Raw genomic sequence first — 19,864 nt, forward strand, 5'->3', positions numbered from 1 at the left:
CTCGGTAGTCGTCGTGGTCGTCGGAGTCTCGGTCGTCGTCGGTTGTTCAGTCGTCGTGGTAGTCGGCGTCGCAGTGGTCGTCCGGGTCGTCGTGGTGTCCGGTTGCTCGGTCGTCGTGGTGGTCGTGTCGGCTTGGACTCCGGGCTGTTCGGTCGTGGTGGTGGTCGTCGGTTGCTCAGTGGTCGTCGTTGGTTGTTCGGTGGTCGTGGTAGCGGTCGTTGTCGTCTCTGTGGTCGTCGTTGTCGTCTCGGGAACCGTCGTGACGACCGGAGTCGTGGTCGGGCCGGGCGCGGTCGTCGTCTCCGTCGTCGTGGTCTCCGGTTCCGGAGCGGTCTCGACGACCTCCGCCGCCACCGCTGCGGCCGTCTCGCGGAGTTGCGCCGGGTCGGCCTCCGGTGACTCCGCGACGACCTGTGTCGCCTCCTCGGCACCCTCGGCCGCGGCCGTCACGATGAGTTGCGGGGCGGTCACGTCGGCTTCCACCGCGGCCGCGGCCGCGCCGACCGCCGCGCCCTGCGCGACGGCGAGCGTCTGGGCCGGGTCGAGCGCCGCTATCTCGCCGAGTTGCTCGACGGTCCCGGCCGAGGCACCGTTCGCGGCCGCCTGAATCTGGACCACGCTCGCGGTCTGACTCTGGGAGACGGCCCCCGTGGCCGCACCCTGCGCGGCGACCTGTATCTGGGTCACGTCCACCCGCTGGCGCTGGCTGGCGACGACCGCACCGTCGGCCGCCCCCTGCGCGGCGGCCTGAATCTGGGTGACGCTGGCGTTCTGCGACTGGACGAGCGACCCGAACGCCGCACCCCGACACGCGGCCTGCACTTGCTGGACGTTCACGCTCTGGACCTGCGTCACGCCGCCCTTGGCCGCGCCGAGCGCGGCGGCCTGCACCTGCCTGACCGAGACCGACTGGCGCTGGACGGTGGCCGCGAGCGACCCGGCGGCCGCGCCCTGCGCGGCGACCTGAATCTGGACGACGTTGACTATCTGGACCTGTATCACGGTCACTTGGACCAGCGCGCCGCGGGCCGCGCCGAGCGCGGCGGCCTGCACCTGCTGGACGGACACCTGCTGAATCTGGGTGAGTATCGCGCCCTGCGCGGCACCCTCGGCCGCCAACTGAATCTGCTCGACCGTGACGCGCTGGGTCTGGCTGACCGCGCCGGTCGCCGCGCCCCTGCATCCGGCCTCGACCTTCTCGGCGGGCACTTCCTTCGGCTCTTTCACGCCGCCCTTGGCCGCGCCGAGCGCCGCGACCTGTATCTGTTTCACGTCCGCGCGCTGGACCTGCACCAGCGCCCCGGACGCGGAGCCTCGGGCGGCGGCTTGGAGTTGCGACACCTCGACGCGCTGGCGCTGGGCGAGCGACCCGTACGCCGCGCCCTGTGCGGCCTCCTGAACTTTCCCGACCGCGTCCACGTCTCGGCGAACCGCCGAGCGCGAAGCGCCCTCGGCCGCCGCCTGCGAGGCGAACTGAATCTGGGAGACGCTGGCCTGCTGGCGCTGGGCCACCGCGCCGTGGGCCGCGCCGTAGGACGCGCCCTGAACCTGCGCGACGTTCGCCTCCTGCGTCTGTACCAGCGCACCGGCGGTGCCGCCCCGGACCGCGGCCCGGACGGGGGCGACGGTGGGGCCGCGCTCGGCCGCCTGCGACCGGAAGTGCAAGAGCGCACCGTGGGCAGCACCGCGCGCGGCGACCAGTAGTTGCGCGACGTTCACGTCGGACTTTCGCTGGGACGCCGCGACCGCCCCGCGAACCGCGGCCTGCCGACGCTCGGGCGTCACGGTCGCGCCCTGTATCTCCGCGAGTTGCGCGCCCTGACGCGCCCCGAGCGCGGCCGCCTCCCGCGGCGTGAGGTTACCAACGTCCTGACGCGAGAGCGGACCCTCGGTCACGTCGAACTGGGGACGGTCTGTTACTGTCTGAGGGAGCGTCTGCGGTGCGTCGAGTGATTCCGACGCACGGGTCCGTGACGAATCTATCCGTGAGTCGTCGGTCGCCGCTTCGTCGCCTCGACGGTCGGCGTCGGCCGGGCCGCCCACGGCGGGCGGGGCGAACCCGGCGGCGAGCAGCGAGGCGACGACGAGCAGTACCGTGAAGCGTCGGAGCGATGGCATAGGCTGTCCACAGTCGGTCCGGATTTGAATCCCGGCAACGGTTACGCTCCGTTCGCACGCCCCGAGCGGCGGCAACGAGCCGTGTCCGGACGACAACGAGGAGTACCGACCAGTATCGGGCCGTTACCGCGTGCGAATCCGCAACCACAAAGGCGCGCGGGTTCGACCCTCCCGGCATGGAGAATCGAACGCGCGTGTTCGCGGCCGTCGGGTTGACCGTCACGATGTTTCTCTTGGTCCAACTCGGCGCGCTAGTGCTGGTCGAGCCGTTCCAGCAGGCGGGGTATCAGCAGGTCGAGAACCCTTCTGACCCGACGAACAGTCTAGTCTACGTCGGGGCGGTGCTGGTCATGACCGGCATCATGCTCGCCATCATCAAACTCGACGTGCAGTGGTTGCTCCGCGGGGCGCTCATCTTCACGAGCGGTCTGCTCTCGTGGTACGTTTTCTCGGTCGTAATTCCGGGGTGGCTCGTCGTCTCGGTCGGGGGCGCGCCGGTCAACGTGGTCGCGCTGGCCGCCGCGGGCGCGGTCGCGCTGGCGCTGGCGGTCCATCCCGAGTGGTACGTCATCGACGCCGCGGGCGTCCTGATGGGGGCGGGCGCGGCCGGACTGTTCGGCATCAGTTTCGGCCTCCTCCCGGCCATCCTCCTGCTGACCGTGCTGGCGGTCTACGACGCCATCAGCGTCTACGGCACCGAACACATGCTGACGCTGGCCTCGGGCGTGATGGACCTCAAGATACCGGTCATCCTCGTGATTCCGCTCTCGGCGTCCTACTCGTTCCTCGACGACGACGGCGGGGCCGAAGCGACGGAGACCGGGGGAGAGAGCGAAGCCAGCGCGGCCGACGGCGGGCGAACGGAGGAGGAGACTGCGGCCGAGGCCGAGCGCCCGGAGATGGACGAGCGCGACGTCTTCTTCATCGGACTCGGCGACGCCGTGATGCCCTCGGTGATGGTCGCAAGCGCGGCGTTCTTCGCCCCTCCGGAACCGCTGGTCTCGGGCATCGCGCTGAACCTGCCCGCGCTGACCTCGATGGTCGGTACGATTGCGGGTCTGCTGGTCCTCCTCTGGATGGTCCTGAAGGGGCGCGCGCACGCCGGGCTTCCCCTGCTGAACGGCGGCGCTATCGGCGGCTATCTGGTCGGCGCGCTGGCCAGCGGGATGACGCTGATGCAGGCCCTGGGTCTGTAGACCGGACTGCGCGTTTCGATGCAGTTCACTCTTTCTGACCTCAGAACCGCTCGCTCACCGGCGGAATCACGCCCAGTGTCACTGCGCCGAGGTAGAGGCCGAGGGCGGTGACGAGACCTCCGAACACCGTCACGGCCGGCCCTCCAGTCCGCGTCATCGTTCCGACGCCGGCCAAGACGATTACGAGCGCGACCCCGACCAGAAGCAGCGTTCCGAGTACGCCGAGGATGGCGTCTTCTACTGCCTTGCGAACGACTCCGTAGAGCGCTGCCTCGTCGAACTCGGCGGGCGTACTGTCGTCCGATGTCGAATCCATACGGCGGGTTCGAATCTCCGGGCCAGAAAAGATGTCGCTATCCGAAGGTGTCTGGCGGGCCTCGAAACCCTTGGTGCGGTATGCCATCACAACTGATTTGCGAGCCTCTCGCAGACTCGTATGCGAAACAACATACTCAAGAGTGAGTGAACATTTTATATGTGTATGCAGTGGCAGCACCCCCGAAACATGTCCGACGCAGAGCGCAAGAAGAACGAGACCAAGGCCGGAACCGATTCGTCGTTCATCGCGGCGATGATGCTGGCGGCCTGAAGCAGTTGTCTCGCCCCCACGACTACCGGTTTCTTCGAATTACTTCCTAACTTCGCGGACGACGTACTGAGAGGTCCGCGGACGATTTTCCGTAGAATTTTCGACTACTTGCCGGTGAGCGCTTCGCTCGCGGGCGCGAACGAGATTTCGGACCCGAGACCCTCCGATTTCGCTCGCTCGTAGAGCATGTGGGCCGCGGCGACCGTCTCGATGCCCGTCCCACCGCTGTCGAAGACCGTAATTTCGTCGTCGGACTCTCGGCCCGGTGCGTTCCCGGCGACGATGTCGCCGAGTTCGGCGTGGACGTAGTCCTCCGAAATCGCGCCCTCGTCGAGCGCCGCGATGAACGACCCGGCGTCCTGCTGGACGCGTTCGCGGAGGTCCGGGACGTAGGTAGCGCGCTCGACGGTCGCCGTGTCGAGTTCGCGCTTGTTGGGGTGGTACTGGCCCATCGCGGTGACGTGCGTGCCGTCCGCGAGGAGGTCGCCGTCGAAGACCGGTTCGCTCGCGGTCGTGGCCGTAATCACGATGTCGGCTTCCTCGACCGCGGCGGCGCTGGAAGCGACCGCGGCGACCGACGGGTCGAGGCGCTCGTTCATCTCCCCGGCGAACGACTCGCGGGACTCCTTGGTCGGCGAGTAGACCCAGACGCTTTCGAGGTCGCGGACGGCCGTCACCGCTCGCAGTTGCCCACGGGCCTGCGAGCCAGCGCCGATGAGCGCGAGGGTCTCGGCGTCGTCCCGTGCCAAGACGTCGGTTCCGACCGCGCCCACCGCGCCCGTCTTGAACGGGTTCATGCTCGCGCCGTCGAGCAGGGCGAGCGGTTCGCCCGACTCGGCGTCGAACAGCGGGGACATGAACCACGCGTCCTCCTCGCCGAACCCGGCGGCGTACATGTACCCGCCCATCGCACCGGTCTCGGGCAACACGGCCGAGTAGTCGGTGAGCATCCCCGGCGGGTCCTCGTTGGTGAGTTTCGCGCGGGGTCTGGCGGGCGCGCCCTCGCCGCGCTGTCGGTAGCCTTCGCGGACCGCCTCCACGTACTCGGCGGGCGAGGCCAGTCCGGAAACGTCGTCGCTCGTCAGAAACAGTGCGTCCGTCATGGCCGGGATAACACAGTCCAGACTGAAAACGGTTGAGGTAGCCCTCGTACGTGCCATAAAATTCGAGGGACGATACCAAGAACCGCGCCGGACGTCTCGGTGACGAACGGCCGACCGCTACCGAACTGACGGCGCCGAATCGGTGTGTGACTCGACCGCTCGCCAGAAGCGTGCTACGGACGGAGAGTAACGCGGCCTCACGAAAAAAAGAGCGGGTGAACAACCCCAATCGGAGCGGTTCAGTCGGCCGGTTCGAAGGACGCCGAGGACGACGCGTCCACCGTCTCCGTCGGGGACTGGGTATCGTCGACGGGACTGTTGACGAAGAGCGCGTGTCCGATGAGCGCCACGGGAACGCTGGCAGCGAGCGGCACGGCGGCGGTTATCGAGACGCCGATGACGCTCAGCACACCGGTTACGCCGATTAACGAAAGCGGAATGAGTCCGAGGATGAGGTCGTAGTACCCAGTCATAATCTATTACAGAATATGCGGTATGGGTATATAATTCTTTCCCGTAGTTGAGCGAAGCATTTCTTATAGGCGAATTCTATCTGACTCATGGGTTTCTCATAAGTTATGGATACGCTACGAGACTGTTTCCGTGCGTAAAATGCCCGAGAGTAGCAGTACGGCAGTTCTCAGAGGACCACGAAAAATTTCTCTCAGTAATTCCATCGCGGCGAGGGACACGACAGTGAGACTCCCAAATCGAACGGGGTTGCGAGGTACGGGTCAGTGAGTGACACCGAGAGGGTGATAGTTTCGAACGTCACCGACAGTTCGCAGTCAGAGCGGTCTCGACTCGGAATCCGAACCGAAATTCGAATCGCGCGGAACGCCTCGTCGGTCGCACTTCTCGAAGGCTGGGAAGAAACGGTAGCCGAGACGAGTTAGCCGGGCGAGTATCACGACGCCGTCGGCCGCTATCAGAGACTTCCTACTCGAACTACTCCACCGCTACGCGGTCGGGTCACGGAGTAGCAACGCGGCGAGACCCGCCAGCACCGCGAGCGCGCCACCGAGTGCGAACGCCGTGGGCCAGTCGGTCCGGGTCACGAGCCATCCGGTCACGCCGCCGCCGAAGATGCCGCCCCACATCTTGCCGGAGTACAGCAGGGCGTAGTTGGCCGAGGAGTGGCGCTGGCCGTAGTAGTCGCCGACGACGCTCGGGAAGAGCGTGTACTGGGGACTCCAGAAGAACGTCGCGAGGACGACCGCGGCGAGGAACCCGAGCGCGGTGTTGGTCACGCCGAACCAGACCACCGCGAACAGGCCCAGTCCGCAGAGCGTGAACGAAATCGCCATCGCGCGCTCGCGGTCCACCCTGTCGGAGAGGTCGCCGACGACGAGGCGGCCGACGCCGCCCGCGATGGGGAGGACCGTCGCCCCGGCAGTCGCGGTCAGGGCGTTCAGTCCCACGTTCTGGGCGAACGAGACCACCTTCGCGGTCAGCATCAGTCCCGCCCCGCTGACGAAGACGAACATGACGTACATCAGCCAGAACTGCCACGTCCGGAGCATCTCACGGGACGTGTACTGGCTCTCAGTGGCGCGAGTCGATTCCGAACCGGCCTCGGTCTCTCCGTCAGCGGCCTCGGACACGTCGTCGGTAGCGACGTCCCCGCCGACCCACCCCGTCGGCGGTCTCGGAGAACCAGCGCGCCGACGAGGATGCCGACGCCGATGAGGATACCCATGTTCCGAAGCACGTCGGAGTAGCCCGTGACGGTCGCGTTCGCCCGGACGTAGGGGACGACGAGCGCGCTTCCACCGGCGAACGCCATCGTGCCGAGACCCGTGGTGAGACCCCGCCGGTCGGGGAACCACTTCAGGGCGGTGTTGACCGCGACGGTGTAGACGATGCCGACGCCGACCGCACCGACCGAGTAGAGGACGTAGAGGTGCCAGAGTTCGGTCGCGTAGGCCAGTCCGAGGTAGCCGCCGCCCGCCAGTACGCCCGCGAGAAGCGTCAGGCCGCGCGGTCCGTGACGGTCCCGGTACCACCCGACTGGGAACTGGGACCCGGCCTGAAAGATGACGAACAGGGTGAACACGAACCCGAGCGCGGTCGGGTCGAGTTCGAGCGACCGAGCGATTGGAGATTCGATGGACGACCAGACGTACTGGTACGGACTGATGAGTCCCATCATCACCGCGGCGGCCGCGACCTGCCACCACCGCGAGAACCCCAGCACGTCCCGCGCCCGAGCGGCGTAGTCAGTATCGGACTGCGACGACGCTGTCATTGGTTGGTGGTTACGGGCCGCTCCAATCAGCGTTGTGCTTTCGGCAGTCTCTCGTGGCAAGTTGGAGATGGGCTTCGCTGTCGGTCGGTGACGCCGGGCGCTCAGCGCCGCGAGAAGGGTCGCCAGTCGGTGTCCTCGCCGACGCCTCGTACTCGGAGTTCGGACTGACCGTCGTCGCCCTCCCGGACCTCTATCTGCCCGTCGAACAACTGCTTGAGGGTACTCGTCGTCTGCTGGTCGTGGGCCGTCGAGTCGATGACGAAGATGCCGAGCGCGTCGGCGCTCTGGACTCGGCCCGTGAAGACGTGGAGAAACCGGAACACGGTCTGGAGGTTCGAGTACATCAACAGCATCGAGAGCGAGTGCAACAGGATGCGGTTTCGCTTGACGCCGCCGTCCTTGTAGAACGCCTGCAGGAACTCCGAGAGCTGAATCCCGATGCCCGTCATGTCTTTGGGCGAGGAGGCGTACGTGATTTCGTCGCTCGGGGAGGGACTCATCCCCTGTTGCTTGGAGACGCAGTCCACGATGCCCAACGGACCGGTCTCGTCGCGGCCGAGTAGCTCACGGAGGCTCTCGCGGACGTCCTCGCCGCCATCCTTCGTCGTGACGACGATAGAACCGTCCCCGTGACGGCTACCGTGCGCGAGAATCTCCAGAGCGAGAGTTCGTTTGCCCGTCATCGGTGGCCCGGTCACCAGGAGATTCGTCCCCGGTTCGACCTCGACCCCCGGACAGACCTCACCCAGTCCATACATGGCAATTTCTCTCGGTGAAGTTGCGACCGGAGCGGAGCCTCGGCCGTTCTCGGCCCCGGTGTCGTCTGGCAGTAAAATATCCTGTTCCGCTTATATTCTTTTTGATTACTATCGCGGCGTTGGCATACGCCCGTTCGATTTGGACCCTCACGCGCTCAGACCCTCGATTCTGTCGAGCGACTGCTGGCGGATGTACTCGATGGCGATGCGTGTCAGGTGGTCGTCTGCGGCGGCGCAGTCGTCGGCGCGGTCGAGGTACGCTTCGACGATACGTCTGATTCGCGCCACCCCCGTCGCCCGATTCTCGGCGACGTTCAGTTCCGCGGTGACCGGCGTGAGCTGTGTCCCCCTGTCTTCGGGGTAGTCGTCGGTGTCGTCGAGTCCGATTTGTGCGCCGAGGACCATCAGCACGATGGCGCGCTTGAACCCCTCGCCCAACTCCACGCCGAGGTCGGCCTCGTACATGTTGAGCATGTCTTCGTAGAGGACGCCGACGCGGGCGTACTGGGTCGCGAAGTAGGGGAGGTCGGTCGCCTCCTCGAAGAGGTCCGCGTCCTCGGCGTCGGCGAACTTGTACTCCTCGCGGATGGCATCCACGACCGCCTCGCGCTCCTCGGACCCGGCCGCCGAGTCGTGGAATCGCTCGAGGAGTCGTCGGAACGCTTCGTCCTCGTCCTGATGCCGTTCCGAGAGTTCGACCGCGTGTTCGTAGGACGCTCGGACCGCGTCGGGAGTATCGTCGGCGTCGAACCACGCTTCGACGCCCTCCTGTAAGCTCTGCTGTGCGAGTTCGGCGACGCGCTCGCGCGGCCGGAGGTTCGTCTCGAAGTCCTCGTACTCGTCGTCGTTGATGGCGTCGCGCATGTCGCCGTCCAGCAGCGCCCGGACGACGTTTCGAGTGGTCTCGCGGCCGCGGGCGACGAACTCGCGGTCCACGTCTCGACCGACGCGCACGAGGGGAACGTCTCCCGCCTCGACGTGGATGCGGCCGAGCGTCAACATCGCGGGTAGGACGAGGCGCGTGTCGTAGTCGAATCGGGCCTGCTCGTCGGCCGCCCCGGGTGCAGAGTCGAGTTCGCCCGCCTCGCGGGCGCGTTGGAGGTCGCGCTCGACGCTCAGGAACAGGCGTTCGGTCATGGACTCGATTTCGGACTCGACCTCGTTGCGGAGCAACACCATGGCGACCACGCGCGGGTCGTAGGTCTCGGCGAGGTGAGTCGCCAGCGCTCTCGCCGCCGCCGGAATTCGTGACCGAACGCTACCCATATGGTCGGAGAGTCGCCCGCCGCGGTATATCAGGGTTGTGGAACCGTCGCCGGGGAGTCTTTCCGCTTTCGGACGTTTCCGATTCTGGGAGCGGTTCCGGTGTCTGTTCATCTCCCGTGTCTGTCCGCCTCCGCGCGCGGAAACGAGTTATTTATCTAGGTGACGCCGGGTTATGGGCCTGTATGACGAGTTTCGACGGCGTCGCGCGCCGACTCGGTCGCGTCGGTCGCGGGGTTACGTTGGCCGCTCGAACCGTGGTACCCGTGGACACGAACCCGGTTCCGGCGGACTGGACACACGTCACCAAGGTAGACCCCGAGGACGCCAAGAAAATCCCGCTGCTGTACCCCCTCTACCTGCGGCACACGAGCGCGGTGTCGGTCGGCGGGTCGGCCGACGTGACCGCACGCAACACCGAGGAGACGTTCGCCCTCCTCGGTCCCGCTTCGGTACCGGTCTTCCACGAACCCAGCGGTCCGCGCCACGTCACGCTTCGGACCCGCGAGCAGGCCGACCTGCTCGCCATCCCCGAGGTGCTGAACGGCGACTCGGAGGCGCTCGTCGGGCAGTTGGGCGAGGCCACCGAGTACGTCCGCGAGGAGATGGTGCCCGACCTACTTGCCGACCGGACCCCGTGGCTCCCCGACTTCGCGGCCGACGCGCTCGCCGACTTCGCCACCTCGTGGCTGCTCGCCGACGCTATCTTCGAGGCCTACGTCATCCAGAACCCCGACAGCGCCGCGGCCCGCGAGGCCAACGTCACCGAGACCGACCTGCTCACGCCTCGCGAATCCAAACAGCGAGCCATGGCGGCCGAGCGCCACCTCGAGAGCGAACTCGTCTACCTCGAATACTCGGGCACCTACGGCGGCGACGACGCCGCGGAGGCGTTGGCCACCATCTCCGAGGGGCTGACGTGGTCGCGACTCTGGTACGGCGGCGGAATCGACTCCCGCGAACGCGCCACCGCGATGCTCGACGCCGGCGCGGACGCCATCGTCGTCGGCGACGCCTTCCACCGCGTGGCCGACGAGGAGGCCGAACTCTGCGAGCGGGCGGCCGAGGAACTCGACCCGGCAACTCCTTCGTCTGCCGTCAGAGAGTGGGTCGACGAGAACCTCGCCGTCGCCGACTCTCACGCCGCGGCCTACCTCGCCACGATTCCGTCCGTCCCGCACCCCGAACGAGTGGCCGAGCGCTACTTGACCGCGACGGTCCGAACGTGGCTCCGCCTGCGCGAACTGGTGGCAGACGGCGCTAGCGTCCGGGCGAGTTCCACGGAGCGGTCGGAGAACGGTCTGGACCTCGGGCGGACGCTCGGCGAGGACGCGAGCGACGAACTCGGGTCGGCCGACGCCGAACTGGTCCGACGCTGTCTGCTCGCACTCGTTGCCGACCGGAGCGACGCCGACGGTGTCTCGTCTCTCGACGTTCCGACCGACCACTTCGCACTCTCGCCGTCGTCGCTGTAGTGGGTAGACGCTCGTCGTTGCTCTGAACGACGATACAACGGCTTCTGCAGGGGTTTTACGACCCGTTTATCGGCGAACGAATGAAAAGCGTCTTAACTCAGTTTGTCAAAACGGATGTTCGTGGCGGTACACTACGCATGAGTCTCGCCCGAAAACTCGCCCGTGTGGTCTGTGCTACCGACCCCGGTTCGGAGGAGACCTACGAGTGCAAGACCTGCGGTGCGACGTTCTCGCTCGACCGACAGACGTGCCCAGACTGCGGCGGTTGCACCATCGACCGCACCGACTGGGACGTCGTCGTCTCGGGATGAGGGTTCGGTACGCCAGCACACGCCCGGTCGAAACCGCGGCGTTTAAAATGGACCGGCCAGTAGGATAGGGTGCGGGCGCTTAGCTCAGTCTGGACAGAGTACTTGGCTTCGGACCAAGCTGTCGCGGGTTCAAATCCTGCAGCGCCCATTCGTTTTCCGAACGGTCTACGTTCGCGAGACGACGGTACATCGTTTTTAAATAAAACCGCCGTGCACACGTCTGATTCCGACCACAGTTCGGTATGCCCACGACGGAGTCATCATCTACGCTTCGGTAGTGGCGCCGCCGCCGAGGAAGTTCAGTGCCGCGAGTTCGTCGCCCGCCTCTGTGAGGTGGTCGCACTCCCCCTCGGCCATGTGGCCATCTTCGACGAGAACCGTTCCTCGTTCGGAGAACCGATTCCTGTAATCTGTCGTGAGAACGAAGGCCGCGTGAAACCGTGAACTGGTGGCCGTTTTCGAGTTCAATACGATACAGGTACCCTTCTCGAATCGGTTCGTCCGATGCGGGTATAGTGCCGAGACTGCACGTGGTTCGCTGAGGACGAAGGACTGATAACGTTGGTCTGGTTCCGTTCGAACAGCATGGGGATTCGCTTCATCGGTCATAAGAAAAAACTCGTTTCTGATATCGTCTCTATTATCGACTCTACTGTCGAGGACGGAACACAGGTTGGCGATTTTTTCACAGGAACCGGGAGTGTAGCTGCTTCACTCAAAAACGCCGGTTACTCGGTCGTAGCGAACGACCTCCTGACCCACTGCTGTATCTCTGCTCGCGCGCAACTTCGAAATCCTCCCCAACCGGAGTTCGAAATGCTCCTCGAGCAAGTCCCCGCAGTACAGGATGCAGGCAACCAGTTCATTCAACGGTCGGGTTACACACAGGTCTTGTCTTATCTGAATCAGCTAGATGGTGTAGAGGGTTTCATTTACTCGACCTACTCACCGGGCGGTACGTCGAATCGAGAAGAGCCTCGCCAATATTTTACCGACGAGAACGCCAAAGCAATCGACGCGTGCCGCCAGAGAATTCACCGGTGGCACGACCAAAACTATCTATCCGACGATGAACACGCACTCCTACTATACGACCTCATTCGAGCCACGAACGAGGTTGCGAACACTGCGGGAACGTACGGTGCTTATCTCAAATCTTGGTACGAACGGGCGAAGGAACCACTCGAACTCACTCCCGCCGAACTCCCGGAGGGTCCGTTAGAGCACGAGATTCAGCAACGAGATGCGAACGAGTTAGCGAGAGAAACATCGTTATCAGCAGTGTATTTGGACCCGCCGTACACTAAGAGGCAGTACGCGTCTTACTATCATCTGCCAGAGACCATCGCCAAGAAGGAGAACCCATCTGTCTCTGGTAAAACTGGCCTACCAAACTGGGAGTCGAAGAGTTCCGATTATTGCCACAAGCGAAGGGCTTCGGGTCAGTTAGACGATTTGCTGTCCGCTTTGGATGCGGAGTACGTCTTTCTCAGCTACAGCGACGAAGGGCATATTACGCCAGACGAATTAAACGAGATTCTCTCGGAACACGGGGAGGTCGAACTACACACGTTCGACCACCGGAGGTACAAGAGCAATACCGAAGCAGATTCGGGCGACCTTACCGAGGCGCTCTACGTCGTCCAGTCGACTTCCTGACCTCCTTGTCTTGGTATTATATGATAGTAGGCACTTCGAACCACCATGGATACCCGTAACGTCGACCAAGTTCTCTGGAAATATCTGACGATTACCGATTTCGGTGGGATGAACGGAATCTGGGAGGGCGATGACGGAGGCTCTGCGAAGCATATCCCGTTGTGGCCCTCCAAGCGGGACGAAATCGCCGAATTCTTCGATGTCGCTCCGTTCCCACCGGAAGACCAGGACGTCGTTGACGAGCAAATCAATCTCGAACCGGTCGAGGGAGTTCCAGATTCCGAAGGGCCAATTAAAGTTTCCTGCAAACTCGACCGACGAGAAGGAGAGTGGCGGATAGCGAACCAGCACAACGACCGCTACGTACTTTGGACTCCGGAGCACGGGTTCCCGGCCAAGAACGAACTACCAGTTGAAGATGAGGACGATTACTACGATAGTAATCCACCGATTATCTACTTCGTGAAGGACGAGCAAGGAAACTTCCACGCACGGTCGGTAAACGACAGTTCGTACGAATCCCTCGAAGAGTACCCCGCGGAACTAGTACAATACTGGGAGAACGCAGGTAAGAGTAACAGCTTCGGAATCATCGATTTCCACGAGGACTCTGTCAAATCTCTCTAACATGAGTCGGCCTTCTGTCACTACCCTCCGTGAGCGACTCGCTGCGAATCTAAACGTACTACTGTATGGGCCACCGGGAACCGGTAAAACCGACTTGATGCTAGAGTTACAGCAACAGTTGGAGACCGAATCCGAAGCTGAGAGAGGTCCGAGCAGGGAATTTGATGCATCCTCAGTCGATAACCCCTTCGCCACGGGACCCCAAACCAACCGGGATAGGGATTTCCCCGGCGAGATTAGGACGGCGTGGTTGACGTTCCACGAAAGTACAGGACACGAAGAGTTCGTCGTCGGCCTACGTCCGAAGCCCTCCGGGTCGGGGGTCGAATTACAACCTCGTGCCGGCACTCTGTTGTCATTAGCGGAGCATGCTCGTAATGGAAATACGAGCGTCCTCTTCATCGACGAGATTAACCGGGCGAACGTGTCCAAAGTATTCGGTCAATTTATCACGCTCATGGAGCCTGATAAACGTCTGGACTCGGACGGCAACGCACAGCCGACTACAGTGGGGGTTACCTTTCAACAACTGAACGATGGGCAGGACATCGAGAACCCGCTGGGTGACGATTTCAGTATCGAATTCCCTTATCGACTCCCTCGGAATCTCTACGTTGTGGCTTCGATGAACTCCCTCGACCGCTCGACTGCGCCTCTAGACTCGGCTCTCGCGCGGAGATTTGACCAAATAAGTGTCTCACCGGATTACCAAGCACTGGCAGACTATCTGGGAATCGATAGTGACCCCGCAGAGATTAATCTCCCCGATGATGCAGAACGGGCTTCACCCGAAGAGATATCGATTGCGCTACTGTGGCGCATTAACCAGTTCCTTCGGAGTATCTACGGTGACGACTTTCAGTTGGGTCCGGGATACGTTTGGTCAGTCGGTGAGACCGAAAGCGAGGAAGATGCTATCCACGCTCTCACCGAATCGTGGGATAGCCGCGTTCTTCCGAAGCTACGCGAGGTTTTCCGATCGAGAACCGACCAACTCGCTACCGTTCTGAAAGCCGGGGAGTCCCTAAACGGGGTCGAAAACCCCTACAAGCGTGACGAAATTCCTGCCGAATGGGGGAAAGTTGGAGCGGACGACCCACTTTCGTTACCGGAGTTACAGCAACAACCAGATGGGAACAAGCGAGCTATTCTTCACGGTCTAGCCGTCACTGAGTGAATCTGAAGATGGTGCTCGTTCAGGAATACGGTGATTCCGTGCAAATCGAGGGCGACCCGGGCCGCCTCGTTCAGGCCTTCGACCACGCAGAGGAACACTGGTCGGCCCGACTCGGAACAGACGCTGTTTTCGATGTGTCTGCTACTGCTAAAGGGGTTGAAGTTAGACCCCTCGGTGTAACTGGTCAGGTCACGGTTGCGGGCGAGACTATCGAAATCGTCCCGAAATATCTGTTTCCAGAGGACATCGACGACTGGCACGGAAGTATTGCGGACATACTCGCGTTCTCGCAAACAGAGAGTTTCGACTTAGTAAGTAGTGCATCAGGCGACCGAGACGTTTCTACGTTCGTCGATTTGCTTGCTGGTGCGTTTGCTGAGGAACTACGTGACAGCCTCCAGCATGGCCTTCCAACCGAGTACGTCCGGACCCGAGAAACTCGTGATACGGTCCGCGGACGACTGGTCACCGAAGAACTGTATCCACAGGTTTTGAAGGACCCTACGAAGGTCGTCTGTGAGACGGACGAACTGTCCGTAGACACTGTGTTGGGACAGACACTCCGCTGGGCGGCTTACGAATATGCGCACCTCACCACGGACCCAACTGTTCGCGGTGAACTGCTGGAATTAGAGACGCAGTTGTCAGAAGCCACACGAAGAACTCCCAGTTTAGCTGAATTAAATCGGTTATTCATCCCTCCCCAGTATCGGCGGTTTGAGCGAGCTGTCGAACTCGCCACTTGGCTTCGACGAAACGAGGGACCCACACTACGGGAGAGTGAACTCGAACTTCGGGGCGTTTTGATAAACACTCACGAGCTGTTCCAAGATTTCGTCGATGCCTGTCTGAGCTTTATAGCACACACCAGGTCGTGGGAGTTCGATTCGGAACCGTCGACTCATCTCGCTACGTCTCCTTCGAAACTAACCGCGTATCCGGACCACGTGATTCAGACGGCAGACGGTGGGATGGTCTTAGACTCGAAATACGTCGTCTCTGCGGACTGGTCGGACCCCGAATCTCGCGGGGAGGAGAGACCGAACCTGAACGAAGTGTACCAAGTCGTTGCGGCGGGACGCGCCATGGAAATCGAGGAAGTCGGCTTGGTGTATCCAGCTGTCGCAGGAGACTACGAAGGGCCATGGCAACTCGAAGGGTCGGGTCCCACCGTCAATCTCCACCTGATAGAAATAGACCCCTCGAGATTCGAGTTCGAAAATATCGAAGCGTTCACCGACAGAACTCACTCGGCCTTGCAGGCGCTCATTCGAGGTTGAGTTTCGCTTCGATATCTCTGAACGAAGAGAGGACTCGAGTTTTGTATTCGTAGTCCCCGTTCTCGTCTTCGTCTCGTCGACGAAGTGCACCGAAACTGTCGACGACGTATTCGACCTCTTCTTCGGTTAAATCGTACAGATTGAAGAACAGGCCGTCCAGCTCAGCCCGAATCTGACGTCGTCGACTGGAATCCCACTCGTATGGTTCGGACTGAAAACCCAGATTACTGCCCCACGCGTCTAAGTCCCGCGCAGTGTACGTCAACTCTGCAACGCGACTGCTTATCCAGTCCACGAGCGGTTCACCCTGAATTGTAGCGTCGTATCTCTCTGGAGGGAACACGGGAGTTTGTCGAACGATGTACCAGTTCAGGGTCACGTTCCCTATCTTTTGTCTGCACGCGAAATCGTACGCCATCGAGTTGAGATTTGCCAAGAGACAGGCGACGTAGCGGGGCGGTTCCGAGGTCAGAAGAAGGGGAAGCTTGTTCCCGACGGCCGTTCTGGGCAGGACAGAGGCAATCATCGTCCGCGAATTAGTCGCACTGGTGATATCCTTGAAGCCGATAAACCAATCGTACTGATAGCCGTCCGGAATCGCGGACTCGACCGTATCCTCGGGGAGGTAGTATCGGGCATTCACCGTGAAATCCGGGTCAGAGAGGCTATCTCTCTCCGTCGGTTCCTTCGTACCGGAGCGAAAGAGGTTACCGCTGGCGTCTTTCGCGTGTGAGGCGCGGTGGTTGTATTGATTTACCATCCGGCCTTCATATAGACGAAGGTACGCTTCATCGTCGAGTGTAATCTGGCCTTTCGAATCTCTCTGGCCCTCGGAGAGGTTCGTAATCGGCACAAATTTGTCGGAGTCCGTCGACATATCGAACATTCGCTCGTAAGAAACGTCCCACGGATTCACGTCCGCGTCAGTTCGGGATACTTCCGCATCACCGACGAGAATGGGCGCCTGCTGATGTTGCTTCTGGAGGATTTCGAGAGCGTTTTTCCCTCGGACGAGAGGTGCAGTCTTTGTTAGCGGGTTCAGTTCACCTATTTCGTCGGGGGACAGGCGAACGTGTTTAGCCGAATCGTCGATATCCGATGGCGTGTGAGCGAAGAACACGTAGTCCGCCGCTTCAGACTCGGGCCGATTTGTGAGCGTGAGCAGCGAGAATCGGGTTCTTCCGTCGACGTCGTCGAAGAGTTTCTCGCGGTTCTCGAAGTCGTAGAGTGAAACCAATTTACCTTCGGTGGTGAGGTGTTCGAAGAAGTCGCTCGTGTAGTAGTCCGTCGCGATACCGGTGGGCACGATGAGCGAGCAATACCCATCGGGTGCAGCCAGTTGGAGAGAACGTTCCACGAACAAGCTGTAGAGGTTTAACATTCCGACATTAGTCCACTGGTAGTCCGAGGAATTTCGAATCTCGTTCGCGTATGCCTTCGCCTGCTCGCGTGCCTGCTCCAAATCAGCCTGTATCTCCTCGTAATCGCCGTTCGAAATTTTGGAACCTCGTGCCGCAGACGTTGCAATTTCGGCGAGTTGAGGCTGACGGGCGGCTAAGAACTCGCGGGTTTGAACCTTCACCCGCTCCCAAGGAGGGTTCGTGATGACGATGTCGAACCCGTCGGTTGCAGAAAAGACACTGTTGAACTCCTCGCCCCAGTTAATTTGCTGGAGTTCTTCGCGATAGGTAGTTCCTTCTTCACCACCCGCAACAACGTCGGAGAGGCGTTGTTGTCTAACAGGTCCGCGGAGAGAATCACCGACCACGAACCGGTCTGGATTGGGTCCGGGAGCAGTTAGGTCAAACTGTCCCTCGAACCAGAGAGCGGCTAAACAAGCCTCCGTAGAGAGACGATTAGCGTCGGCGCCGTAGAGGGATTCCTGTATAATCTCCTGTTTCGCGCGTTTGGTCGCCTTTCTACTCGGGTTGGAAGACCCTTCGATAGATTCTGCCACTGCTGGACTCAGCGTGTCTATGACGCCGAGTAGCATACTGCCAGTTCCGCAAGCCGGGTCCACGACACTGAGTGAGGAGAGGACGTCTCGAATCTTAGAGAAGTCCGTATTCTCGAAGGAGTTGCCTTCCCCGGGCCAGCAACCATAGCGTTCGCAGCGCTCGCGGAACTTCCGTTCTACCGCTTCCGTCGCGGCGCGCGTAGCCAACTCGACTGGTGTAAGATACGTTCCAGAGACGCGACGGTCGTCGTTGGCCGGTTCGTATCTCAGACTACCATCCGAATCTACTTGCGGTTGGTACTCCGTGAACGACTCGAGGGCATCACTAACTGCTTGGAAGACCACGCGATAGTCGTCCTGCCACGTACTGGAGTGAGCCGAAAGAATCTCAGCGACAGGCAGCGACTCTAAGTCGATAGCGTCGGTGTCGAAAAGCGGGAACAGAGCGTGCTGTGGATTTGAGGAGGCTTCTCGCCGAAGACTCTCCCACGCCTCTACTGGTTCGATATCGTTCTCTCTAGCGTACCCTGCGACGAGAATCGATTGGAGAACGGCGCGTTTGCAATCGCGTTCAATCGCCTCGAAACTGTGTGTGGAACGGTCGACTTCGTCGATAGCCGTACGTACATATGTAGACAGAGCGTCGACGACAGGGGGAACAGTATTGTTTCCTACCATGTTTCCTCAGACGAAGGGTTGTCTCTAACTGGGGCGATGTCTGGCTAAAAGGTATGGTTTCTACGACGCCGGTTCGCCGGCCTATCTTCATCCAGCGCTAAATCAAAAACCGTGTTCGTCAGAAGAGTTCGCTTGTCGGAATTACTCGTTGCACTCACAACCCCGGATACAGGGTCCGAGATACCATAAGACGTCGGAACGAGTCGTTATCTCCACGACGCGACGACTGCGGGGACTGGCGAGTGTTCAATGTGGTCACCCTCCGACAGCATCGATGGGGAACTCGGACCTACTCCGAGCGTCCGTCTAGATGAATTCACGTGCCCATCTCGACTCGGTCACGGGAATCGGGTCGCGTAAGTAACCGTAGAATCCGAAGATGGTGACAACTATCCGCAAATAAAACGTGAGATGAGGGGTTTAGAAACCGACCCGGAGTCCCACGTGTCCAGTCGGAGAACTCACGCTCTCGTCTCGGGGACGACCCCCAAACGGGCTTTATACCCGGTTGTTCGATGTGGACGCTCGTTCGTACGTGTGAACGACGCGAAACGACCACCGAGGCACCGACGCGGGGTCGCGCTCACCCGCTCTCGTAGCCGCCGTCGACGACCAGACCGTGGCCGGTCACGTACGACGCGTGCTCGGAGAGGAGGAAGGCGACGCAGTCCGCGACTTCCTCGGGGTCGCCCAGTCGCTTGAGCGGGTACTGGTCGGCCATCTGCTCGCGCGCCCGGTCGGGATTCTCCCGGCCCTCGAAATACGTGTCGGTCAGCGGCGTGTCGACGAAGCCCGGACACACCGCGTTCACCCGGACGCCGTGTGGCCCGGCCTCTTGTGCAGCAGCTCGCGAGAAGTTCAGTACGGCACCTTTCGTCAGCGAGTACACCGACTGGCCGGGGAGACCGAGTTTCCCCGCGATGGAGGACATGTTGACGACGGAGCCGTGTCCCTGTTCCTTCAGGAGCGGCAGGGCGGCGTGACAGCAGTTCCAGACGCCGTTGATGTTGACGTCCATCACGAAGTCGCGGACGCTCTCCTCGACATCCTCGATGGACTCGCCGGGGTGACCCACTCCCGCGTTGTTGAAGAGTCCGTCCAGACCGTACTCTTCGTGGGCGGCCTCGATTACACTCACTACCTGCTCGGGGTCGGTCACGTCGAGTTCGTGAGCCTCCGCCTCGCCTCCGTCTCCCCGGATGGTCTCGGCGACCTCTTCGGCACCGCCGGTGTTCACGTCGGTGACGAGCACCCTCGCGCCGTACTCGCCGCACCGTTTCGCCGTCGCCGCGCCGATTCCAGACGCTGCACCCGTAACGAGCACTGTCTTGCCATCTAGTCGCATACCTTACCTACGCACTCCTGTCGTATAACTTTACAACTCGTAGCGATGGTTCGATGGACCTTCGACGGGAGTACAGTACG

General features: G+C 61.7%; 16 protein-coding genes, 1 tRNA gene and 1 pseudogene. 8 read left to right on the forward strand and 10 right to left on the reverse strand.

Going from position 1 to position 19,864, the window contains the following annotated elements; all coding sequences use genetic code 11:
• Window positions 1–2,118, reverse strand: a 2,118-nt coding sequence (locus tag FXF75_RS07140; RefSeq protein ID WP_163521164.1) for a hypothetical protein, incomplete at its 3' end; no start/stop codon positions are given.
• A gap of 176 nt (window positions 2,119–2,294) precedes the next feature.
• Between FXF75_RS07140 and FXF75_RS07145 the strand changes: the two genes are divergently transcribed.
• A complete protein-coding gene (locus FXF75_RS07145; protein WP_163521166.1) occupies window positions 2,295–3,314 on the forward strand; it encodes a presenilin family intramembrane aspartyl protease PSH in 1,020 nt (339 codons plus the stop codon).
• 40 nt (window positions 3,315–3,354) lie between these two features.
• Here FXF75_RS07145 and FXF75_RS07150 read toward each other — a convergent pair whose 3' ends face one another.
• From FXF75_RS07150 to FXF75_RS07175, 6 genes and pseudogenes are all read right to left on the reverse strand, one after another.
• Entirely contained in the window at window positions 3,355–3,630 is a 276-nt protein-coding gene (locus tag FXF75_RS07150; RefSeq protein WP_205427360.1) for a hypothetical protein, read from the reverse strand.
• 377 nt (window positions 3,631–4,007) lie between these two features.
• Window positions 4,008–5,006 (reverse strand): ornithine cyclodeaminase family protein, encoded by a 999-nt coding sequence (locus tag FXF75_RS07155; RefSeq protein WP_163521168.1) that lies wholly within the window; start codon window positions 5,004–5,006, stop codon window positions 4,008–4,010.
• A gap of 239 nt (window positions 5,007–5,245) precedes the next feature.
• The gene (locus FXF75_RS07160; RefSeq protein ID WP_163521170.1) at window positions 5,246–5,479 is read right to left on the reverse strand and encodes a hypothetical protein; all 234 of its coding nucleotides are present in this window, start codon (window positions 5,477–5,479) and stop codon (window positions 5,246–5,248) included.
• A 486-nt stretch (window positions 5,480–5,965) separates the two neighbouring features.
• Window positions 5,966–7,254: pseudogene (locus tag FXF75_RS07165) on the reverse strand (OFA family MFS transporter).
• Between the two features lie 101 nt (window positions 7,255–7,355).
• Window positions 7,356–8,012, reverse strand: a complete 657-nt coding sequence (locus tag FXF75_RS07170; RefSeq protein ID WP_163521172.1) for an ATPase domain-containing protein — start codon at window positions 8,010–8,012, stop codon at window positions 7,356–7,358.
• A 147-nt stretch (window positions 8,013–8,159) separates the two neighbouring features.
• Window positions 8,160–9,278: a hypothetical protein gene (locus FXF75_RS07175; protein ID WP_163521175.1), complete on the reverse strand. Its 1,119-nt coding sequence runs from the start codon at window positions 9,276–9,278 to the stop codon at window positions 8,160–8,162.
• Window positions 9,279–9,460: 182 nt separating this feature from the next.
• On the opposite strand from FXF75_RS07175, the gene FXF75_RS07180 reads away from it, so the two are divergent.
• The 3 genes from FXF75_RS07180 (at window position 9,461) to FXF75_RS07185 (ending at window position 11,209) form a co-directional block, all read left to right on the forward strand.
• Window positions 9,461–10,750, forward strand: a complete 1,290-nt coding sequence (locus FXF75_RS07180) for a heptaprenylglyceryl phosphate synthase (RefSeq protein WP_163521177.1) — start codon at window positions 9,461–9,463, stop codon at window positions 10,748–10,750.
• Between the two features lie 137 nt (window positions 10,751–10,887).
• Complete coding sequence (locus FXF75_RS22035) at window positions 10,888–11,061, forward strand: hypothetical protein (protein WP_205427362.1); 174 nt, start codon at window positions 10,888–10,890, stop codon at window positions 11,059–11,061.
• 73 nt (window positions 11,062–11,134) lie between these two features.
• Window positions 11,135–11,209 (forward strand) — tRNA-Arg (locus FXF75_RS07185).
• A 116-nt stretch (window positions 11,210–11,325) separates the two neighbouring features.
• Here the strand turns inward: FXF75_RS07185 and FXF75_RS07190 are convergent.
• Entirely contained in the window at window positions 11,326–11,529 is a 204-nt protein-coding gene (locus FXF75_RS07190; protein WP_205427365.1) for a hypothetical protein, read from the reverse strand.
• A gap of 117 nt (window positions 11,530–11,646) precedes the next feature.
• On the opposite strand from FXF75_RS07190, the gene FXF75_RS07195 reads away from it, so the two are divergent.
• From FXF75_RS07195 to FXF75_RS07210, 4 genes are read left to right on the forward strand one after another with little or no spacing between them, the layout of a single operon-like run.
• Window positions 11,647–12,720 (forward strand): DNA adenine methylase, encoded by a 1,074-nt coding sequence (locus FXF75_RS07195; protein WP_163521178.1) that lies wholly within the window; start codon window positions 11,647–11,649, stop codon window positions 12,718–12,720.
• 45 nt (window positions 12,721–12,765) lie between these two features.
• On the forward strand, window positions 12,766–13,347 hold the full coding sequence (locus FXF75_RS07200) for a hypothetical protein (protein WP_163521181.1): 582 nt from the start codon (window positions 12,766–12,768) through the stop codon (window positions 13,345–13,347).
• Window position 13,348: 1 nt separating this feature from the next.
• Window positions 13,349–14,524: an AAA family ATPase gene (locus FXF75_RS07205; protein WP_275897394.1), complete on the forward strand. Its 1,176-nt coding sequence runs from the start codon at window positions 13,349–13,351 to the stop codon at window positions 14,522–14,524.
• Window positions 14,521–15,804 carry a hypothetical protein gene (locus FXF75_RS07210; RefSeq protein WP_163521185.1) on the forward strand — a complete coding sequence of 428 codons (1,284 nt, stop codon included), beginning with the start codon at window positions 14,521–14,523 and terminating at the stop codon, window positions 15,802–15,804. Before FXF75_RS07205 ends, FXF75_RS07210 begins: the two co-directional genes overlap by 4 nt.
• On the opposite strand, the gene FXF75_RS07215 is transcribed toward FXF75_RS07210, so the two are convergent.
• Together FXF75_RS07215 and FXF75_RS07220 are read right to left on the reverse strand one after the other, a co-directional pair.
• Window positions 15,791–18,439: an Eco57I restriction-modification methylase domain-containing protein gene (locus FXF75_RS07215; RefSeq protein WP_163521187.1), complete on the reverse strand. Its 2,649-nt coding sequence runs from the start codon at window positions 18,437–18,439 to the stop codon at window positions 15,791–15,793. The two genes, FXF75_RS07210 and FXF75_RS07215, sit on opposite strands and share 14 nt — an antisense overlap.
• 583 nt (window positions 18,440–19,022) lie before the next feature.
• Complete coding sequence (locus FXF75_RS07220) at window positions 19,023–19,784, reverse strand: SDR family NAD(P)-dependent oxidoreductase (RefSeq protein ID WP_163521189.1); 762 nt, start codon at window positions 19,782–19,784, stop codon at window positions 19,023–19,025.
• Window positions 19,785–19,864 lie beyond the last annotated feature (80 nt).

Origin of the sequence: Halorussus sp. MSC15.2 (assembly GCF_010747475.1) — an archaeon.
Classification (GTDB): Archaea; Halobacteriota; Halobacteria; order Halobacteriales; family Haladaptataceae; genus Halorussus.